The organism is Chryseobacterium sp. WG23 (assembly GCF_024586575.1).
Lineage (GTDB): Bacteria > Bacteroidota > Bacteroidia > Flavobacteriales > Weeksellaceae > Chryseobacterium.
Genome location: NZ_JALCZE010000021.1, coordinates 24,898 through 32,191 on the forward strand (window position 1 = coordinate 24,898; position 7,294 = coordinate 32,191).

6 protein-coding genes are annotated in these 7,294 nt (G+C 36.8%); 4 read left to right on the forward strand and 2 right to left on the reverse strand.

Going from position 1 to position 7,294, the window contains the following annotated elements:
- Window positions 1-136 precede the first annotated feature (136 nt).
- Entirely contained in the window at window positions 137-2,260 is a 2,124-nt protein-coding gene (locus MP477_RS22595; RefSeq protein ID WP_257192278.1) for a type IA DNA topoisomerase, read from the forward strand.
- A 387-nt stretch (window positions 2,261-2,647) separates the two neighbouring features.
- On the opposite strand, the gene MP477_RS22600 is transcribed toward MP477_RS22595, so the two are convergent.
- Window positions 2,648-3,049, reverse strand: a complete 402-nt coding sequence (locus MP477_RS22600; RefSeq protein WP_257192279.1) for a hypothetical protein — start codon at window positions 3,047-3,049, stop codon at window positions 2,648-2,650.
- A gap of 207 nt (window positions 3,050-3,256) precedes the next feature.
- Here MP477_RS22600 and MP477_RS22605 point away from each other — a divergent pair, with 207 nt between their 5' ends.
- Complete coding sequence (locus tag MP477_RS22605) at window positions 3,257-3,679, forward strand: PaaI family thioesterase (RefSeq protein ID WP_230035715.1); 423 nt, start codon at window positions 3,257-3,259, stop codon at window positions 3,677-3,679.
- Window positions 3,680-3,797: 118 nt separating this feature from the next.
- Complete coding sequence (locus MP477_RS22610) at window positions 3,798-4,142, forward strand: phage holin family protein (protein WP_257192280.1); 345 nt, start codon at window positions 3,798-3,800, stop codon at window positions 4,140-4,142.
- Window positions 4,143-4,191: 49 nt separating this feature from the next.
- Here MP477_RS22610 and MP477_RS22615 read toward each other — a convergent pair whose 3' ends face one another.
- Window positions 4,192-5,055: an FN3 associated domain-containing protein gene (locus tag MP477_RS22615; protein WP_257192281.1), complete on the reverse strand. Its 864-nt coding sequence runs from the start codon at window positions 5,053-5,055 to the stop codon at window positions 4,192-4,194.
- 206 nt (window positions 5,056-5,261) lie between these two features.
- Here MP477_RS22615 and MP477_RS22620 point away from each other — a divergent pair, with 206 nt between their 5' ends.
- Window positions 5,262-7,256, forward strand: a complete 1,995-nt coding sequence (locus tag MP477_RS22620; protein ID WP_257192282.1) for a S9 family peptidase — start codon at window positions 5,262-5,264, stop codon at window positions 7,254-7,256.
- The last annotated feature ends 38 nt before the right edge of the window (window positions 7,257-7,294 follow it).

The window sequence follows — 7,294 nt, forward strand, 5'->3', positions numbered from 1 at the left end:
TAATGTTATACTCTAAATCTTTAGAATATAGAACTTAATTTCACTATCTTTCAACTCCAAGCTATCCACTCTCAACTAAATTAGCGAAAGTCAAAAAAAATCCCGATTTTTGCACCCCTACAATAAACCCGAGTTCATGAAATTATGTATTGCCGAGAAACCCAGTGTTGCCAGAGATATCGCCAAAGTATTGGGTGCTACCACGCCTAAACAAGGTTATATGGAAGGAAACGGCTATTGCGTAACATGGACGTTTGGACATCTTTGTACCTTAAAAGAACCTCACGACTACGGTCCGCAATACAAATCCTGGAATTTATTTCTGTTGCCTATTATTCCCAGCAGCTTTGGAATAAAGCTTATTCCGAATAAAGGCGTAGAAAACCAGTTTAAAGTAATCGAAAGATTGGTTGAAGAATGTGATGAGGTCATTAACTGTGGGGATGCCGGGCAAGAGGGAGAATTGATCCAGCGTTGGGTATTGCAGAAGGCGAAATGCAACAAACCGATCCAGCGTTTATGGATTTCTTCACTAACGGAAGAAGCTATCAAGGAAGGCTTTGCCAGTTTAAAACCTGCTGAAGATTATAAAAATCTGTACCTGGCCGGAAATGCAAGAGCCATAGGAGACTGGCTGCTAGGAATCAATGCGACAAGACTTTTTACTAAGAAATTTGGTGGAAACAAAGCCGTTCTTTCTATAGGAAGGGTGCAAACTCCGACATTGGCGATGCTGGTTCAGCGTCAGAAAGAGATCGATGCCTTTACCACAGAAGAATATTGGGAACTGAAGACTAAATACCGTGACGTTATTTTCAATGCAGCGATTGACCGTTTAAAAACGCTGGAACGTGCTGAAAAAGGGCTGGAATATCTTAAAGTAAATCCATTTGAGATCGTTTCTTTCGAAATAAAAGAAGGAAAAGAAAAGAATCCAAGACTTTTTGATCTGACGGGACTTCAGGTAGAGGCCAATAAAAAATATGGATATTCAGCAGAAAACACGCTGAATTATATCCAGAGTCTTTACGAAAAGAAGCACGTAACCTATCCGCGTGTTGATACCACTTATCTATCCGAAAGTTTATATCCGAAAATAGGAGGAATTCTTCAGAAAATGTATCCTTATCAGGACCTGATTGCTCCATTATTAGAAGCTCCGATTCCAAAATCGAAAGCAGTTTTTGATGATACCAAAGTAACTGATCACCATGCGATCATTCCTACGGAAATCCCACCTTCTCAGAATCTGAGCAGGGAGGAAAAACTGATTTATGATCTGATTGCAAAACGTTTTATTGCCGTATTCTATCCGGAATGTAAAATTTCCAATACTTTGGTAGAAGGAAAAGTAGGAACTATCCCTTTCAAAACCAGTGGAAGACAAGTTCTTGAAGCTGGATGGAGAGCTGTCTATGCCAAAGAACCTAAAGAAGAATCTGCCGATAAAGAAAAAGAAAAGGAAGAAGAACAGACCATCCCCGAATTTATTGTAGGAGAAACAGGACCTCACGATCCAATGATCCACCAAGGAAAAACGACACCTCCAAAACCCTATACCGAAGCTACATTGCTGCGGGCAATGGAAACCGCCGGGAAACAGGTAGAAGATGAAGAACTTCGTGAACTTCTGAAAAATAACGGTATCGGAAGACCATCCACCCGTGCCAACATCATCGAAACCCTTTTCAAAAGAAAATATATAGAAAAGAAAAGGAAAAACCTGATTGCTACACAAACTGGAATTCAGCTGATTGATACCATTGAGGATGAACTTCTAAAAAGTCCGGAACTTACCGGAGAATGGGAATCAAAACTTCGTAAAATTGAGAAAGGTGAATATGAAGCCAATCTTTTTAAAGAAGAACTGATCCAGATGGTAACGGAGCTTACCGCAAAAGTAGTTTATGGCAAAGGAAAAGTGATTACTCTGCAGGAAGAGCAAGAAGAGGTGAAGGAAAAGAAAAAAAGAGAACCGGCACAGAAAAAAGAACTGCAGTCCTGGGAAGAAACAAAATGTCCAAAGTGTAAAGAACATAACCTGATCAAAGGAAAAACAGCAGTTGGCTGTTCAGATTTCAAAAACTGTGGTTTTAAAATTAGTTTTGAAATTTTTGGTAAAAAACTGTCTGATAAACAATTGATGGACTTGGTTTTAAAAGGAAAAAGTTCAAAATTGAAAGGCTTCAATATTCACCCGGAAGGATTAACAGAAGGAGTCCTGACTTTAAGTGATGATTTTAATGTCTTGCTTTCTTAAAACCTACACAAAATATCTGCTCAATCAGCAGGAGAAATATCAACCACAAAAGTCACAAAAAATTTAACCACTTAAGATTTTTAAAAGTGACCTTTAAACTGTTGAAAAGTACATATAAGTTTTATGAAAATCTCTGATTTTCTCCTAAAGTGAACTTACCCATATGCAGTAATTTTTACACTTGCTTAAGTGAACTAAAGTGTTTAAAAAATACTTTAGAGTCTTTTATACAATGTATTTTTCATTTCGCAGGTAATAAAAGCTCAAATATACCAATTGAAGACTACACATTCCCCTCCTCCGGAGGGGTGGCGAAAATTCAAAGAATTTTTGACGGGGTGGTCAATATACCTCTCAATTAAAAAATTACCTGAACAGCCTGTCATATTAACCACTGATGTCTTTTTTGATATCCTCATGGTATTTGCACAACACCTGAGCCAGTTCCAGACCGGATCTTTCAGACTTATATGTATTCAAGGTAAGATATCCGTAAAAATTTCCATCCTGATCGATAATAGCCGGAGGGTAGGAAGCATAAGAGCTCCAGGGAGAGTAAGTGCTGTATGAACTTCCATAATTTCCGTAAGAATTCCAGATTGATTTTGAACTGTATACATTTCCGTAATCACCATAAGTGTTCCACACTGAATCTTTATTAAAAGTATCACAGTTTAAACATCCCAGATATTGATCTTGATCTGAACCTCCATATAAAGATAAGGTTTGGGCATGAAAAGTACAGCACATCAGAATGCTTAGACACGAAAAAAAACTTTTAAAATCCATATGATCATCCCTTTAATACAAAGCTAAACTTTTATATCATAAAAATAAACCTAAGCTTACAGATTAAACATTACTCCTGCAATAATTAAAGCGTGCAAGCTTTTTGTTGTTGGCGAATAAGAATACGGACCTATCACTCAATTTTTAGTCTTTTAATTCTTTACTTTTTAAATCAATCTTTACATTTACATTCAAATTCAAAAAGCAATGACTCCAGAGAAAACAAAACTTATTACAGACAGCTTCAACCGCTCGGAAACCTTGAAATTCTACAGGGCAGAACTGCTGGAAGTGGAAACAGATTTTATTTCTATAAAAATCCCTAAGATGGAAATGATGACCAGGAAAGCGGGAATGTTCAACGGAGCAATGATCGCTTCTTTAGTGGATGTTTCTTCGGGATATGCAGCCGTAAGCCATTACAAAGAAGATTGCTATGTAGTGACAGTTGAGCTAAAGGTGAACTATTTACGGCCTGCAATGGGTGATGCTCTGATATCAAAATCATATGTCATTAAGGGCGGTACCAAAATCAGTGTGATCAGAACGGAAATTTATGTTCAGAATGAAGGTCCAGATTCAGAAAGTCATGTGGCGACTTCATTGGTGACCATGATGAAAATAAAATAAAAGCTTCAGGATGGTAAAAGGCTAAAATATCTTTAAACAAAGGGTTTTATTGAATTTTTTTTACCGAAATGGAATGGCTTTTGCTCCATAACCCCCATAAACATTAAAAAATAATAATATGAACTTAATTATCCGATTATTTATTACGGCGATAGTTGCGTATCTTTTAACAAAAGTTTTACCGGGAGTACAGTTTGAAGGATTTTCAACAGCAATCATCTTTGCCATTGTATTGGGAGTTTTAAACATTTTTGTTAAACCTATTTTAAGCCTTTTCGGACTTCCCCTTACCATTATTACACTAGGTTTCTTTGCCTTGGTAATTAATGCGGCAATTATTATGCTTGCAGATTATTTTATAGACAGTATGGTGGTAGATGGCTTCTGGTGGGCATTTATATTTAGCATTCTATTGTCCATTGTCACTTCTTTGGCAAGTTCAATGTTCTCAGATGGAGATTAATTAAAAACATACAGATCAAAATATAAATCCGCTCAACAAGCGGATTTTTTTATTTTTTAATGAATTTTAACAATACTAAATTTCCCTTTGAATCTTTCAGTTTTAGAAAATAATTTCCTGAAATAAGTTGATGAATAGAAATTTTTTTTACAAACTGGCCTTTTACAATCACTCTTCCATTCACATCTAGAATCTCGTATTCCTGAAAATTCCTGTCAGTATTTACTTTTAAAATATCTGAAACAGGATTCGGGTAAACTTTAATTAAAACATTGCTGTTTTTTTGCTGCGTTTCATGAGTCGCTAAAAATAAACATGAGGGTGGAGTTGTTATGATCCCGTCAGTAAAATCATAATACAAAGTACTTTCCATAGGAATCAAATTTGTACTGATAGTTGAAGGAATATTTTCAAAGAGGGTACAATTGTTAAAACGTACATTGGCACTTTCAAAATTTCTGGCAGCCTTATACCAGGATTCACATCCTGCGGGCTGCATTACGACCCCTGGCCAGAAGGTATCCATCGCAAATCCGTCAATAGAATTAGGATTCACCATATCAATCATTACACAGCTTCCGGTCCATGCAGAAGGAATTTTAAAGTAAATATTAGCCGTAGGAATACTTCCTGTATAATATTTTTTACTGATGACAGCTGATAAACTTCCCTGGCTATCAACAAGAAATGCTTTGATTTCTTTATTCTGATCAATGGGAATCTGTACATTATTGACTGCTGAACCAGAACTTAATGTAGGTGTGCTTCCATCAGTAGTATAATAAATAGTTCCGTTTCCTGAAATAGTTGCCTGATAAGTGTTATAATAATGATTGGGAAAAGGGCTTATCATTAACTGTGAAAAAAAGAAAGAAGACACAAAGAGTGCAGAAAAAAGGAGAAATTTTTTCATGTAAAATGGATATTAGTTTAGTTTTTATAAAATTAATAAAAATTCATTTGCATATTAACTATTTATTTTCAATATCGTAAAACTTTCATGTTAATTCTTTCGTCCGTTTTTATTTTAAATATTAACTTTGGCAATCTTTGAATCTAATAAAAGGACTCTATGAGCCTTATCTGGTTTTATGAATCCGTAAAAATGAATACTAACATATGAAACTTAAGTACAGCCTGCTGGCTCTGGCAGCTCCGCTTTTAATGAATGCACAACAACTAATGACGCCTGAAATTCTTTGGACTTTGAAAAAAGTAGGAGTACAGGCCGTTTCACCGGATCAAGCTTCCCTTATTTATAAAGTAGGACAGGTAGATCTGAAAACAGAGAAAACAAAAAATGAGAATTATTTTCTAAATGTTCTTAATAATCAGTCTTCAAAAATAGATTTCGGTAAAAAAGCCCTCATTCAGTGGGATAAAAATGGAATCTATGCACAGGAAGGTGATGTGATCTATCTTTCAAAAGATGCCGGAAAAACCTGGACAGAATTTTATACCATAGGTGAGGCAGATAACATTGTTATTTCTCCTGACGGTAAAAGAATCGCTTTCAGCAAACAGGTTCTGGTTGAAAAACTGATGGGTAAAGATAAATACAGTGATACTCCTAAAACAACAGCTCAGGTATATACAGACCTGAACCACAGACATTGGGATTATTTCAATGAAGGGAAATACAACCACGTATTTGTTGTCAATACTTCCGATAAAGTAGATGCTGCTAAAGATCTTTTAGAAGGGAAAACCTGGGATTCTCCTCAGAGACCTTTTGGAGGTGCTGAAGATTTTATCTGGAGCCCGGATTCTGCACAGCTTTTATACGTTACCAAACCTAAAAGCGGTAAAGAATATGCCACAAGTACCAATACAGATATTTTTGCTTACGATTTAGCTTCAGGAACTACCAAGAACCTTACAGAATCTAATAAAGGATATGATCTTAATCCCAAATTCAGCCCGGATGGAAAATCATTGATCTGGCAGAGTATGGCCAGAGATGGCTATGAAGCAGATAAAAATGATGTAAAGATCATGGATTGGAAATCTGGTAAGACTACGAATCTTACTGCAGGTTGGGACGACAGCGTATCGGGAGATGTGCTTTGGGGAGCCGATTCAAAAACAGTTTACTTTACGGCAGCTTACAGAGGAACAAAACAGCTTTTCTCTCTGGATTCAAAATCTGCAAAAGTACAGCAGATTACCAGAGGAGATTTTGACGTTAATGAAATCTTTACAGATAATAAAACGTCACTTTTAGTAGGAAGAACAGATGTAAACCATGCCACAGAAATTTTCTCAGTAAATCTTAAAAACGGAGAAATGAAGCAGGTAACTGAAGCTAATAAAGGGGCTTATGCTAAGTTGGCTCAGGGTAAATCTGAACTTAAAATGGTAAAAACTTCGGATGGTAAAGAAATGGGAGTATGGTTCCATTATCCACCAAATTTTGATCCTAATAAAAAATATCCAACGCTGGTATATTGCCAGGGTGGTCCACAGTCTGCATTGACACAGTACTTCAGCGTAAGATGGAACTTTGCTTTAATGACTGCCAATGACTATATCGTAGTGGCTCCCAACAGAAGAGGAATGCCGGGATGGGGAACAAAATGGAATGAGGAGATCTCTAAAGATTGGGGTGGACAGCCCATGAGAGATTATCTGGCAGCCACTGATTACGCAAAAACATTACCGTACGTAGATGGAGACAGAGTAGCTGCTGTAGGAGCAAGTTATGGTGGATACAGCGTATTTATGCTGGCAGGAATACACGAAAACAGATTCAAAACGTTCATCGCCCACGATGGATTATTTGATATGAAATCATGGTACCTGACCACTGAGGAACTTTGGTTTGCGAACTGGGATATCGGTTCTCCATGGGAAAAGCCACTTCCAAAAGCCTATACAGAATTCAACCCAAGCAATTTTGTGGAAAAATGGAATAAGCCAATCATGATTGTTCAGGGAGGAATTGATTTCCGTGTACCTTACGAACAAGGGCAGGAAGCTTTCCAGGCTGCAAAATTAAGAGGACTGAAATCTAAACTTGTTTATTTCCCAAATGAAAATCACTGGGTACTTCATCCACAAAACGGATTGGTATGGCAGAGGGAATTCTTCGATTGGTTGAAAGAAACATTATAAAAGTAATAACAATTATAGATCAATACAAACGGGCTTTG

Coding starts and splice junctions, on each gene's coding strand:
- MP477_RS22595 (WP_257192278.1), top strand. CDS start 137: ATGAAATTATGTATTGCCGAGAAACCCAGTGTTGCCAGAGATATCGCC.
- MP477_RS22600 (WP_257192279.1), bottom strand. CDS start 3,049: ATGGATTTTAAAAGTTTTTTTTCGTGTCTAAGCATTCTGATGTGCTGT.
- MP477_RS22605 (WP_230035715.1), top strand. CDS start 3,257: ATGACTCCAGAGAAAACAAAACTTATTACAGACAGCTTCAACCGCTCG.
- MP477_RS22610 (WP_257192280.1), top strand. CDS start 3,798: ATGAACTTAATTATCCGATTATTTATTACGGCGATAGTTGCGTATCTT.
- MP477_RS22615 (WP_257192281.1), bottom strand. CDS start 5,055: ATGAAAAAATTTCTCCTTTTTTCTGCACTCTTTGTGTCTTCTTTCTTT.
- MP477_RS22620 (WP_257192282.1), top strand. CDS start 5,262: ATGAAACTTAAGTACAGCCTGCTGGCTCTGGCAGCTCCGCTTTTAATG.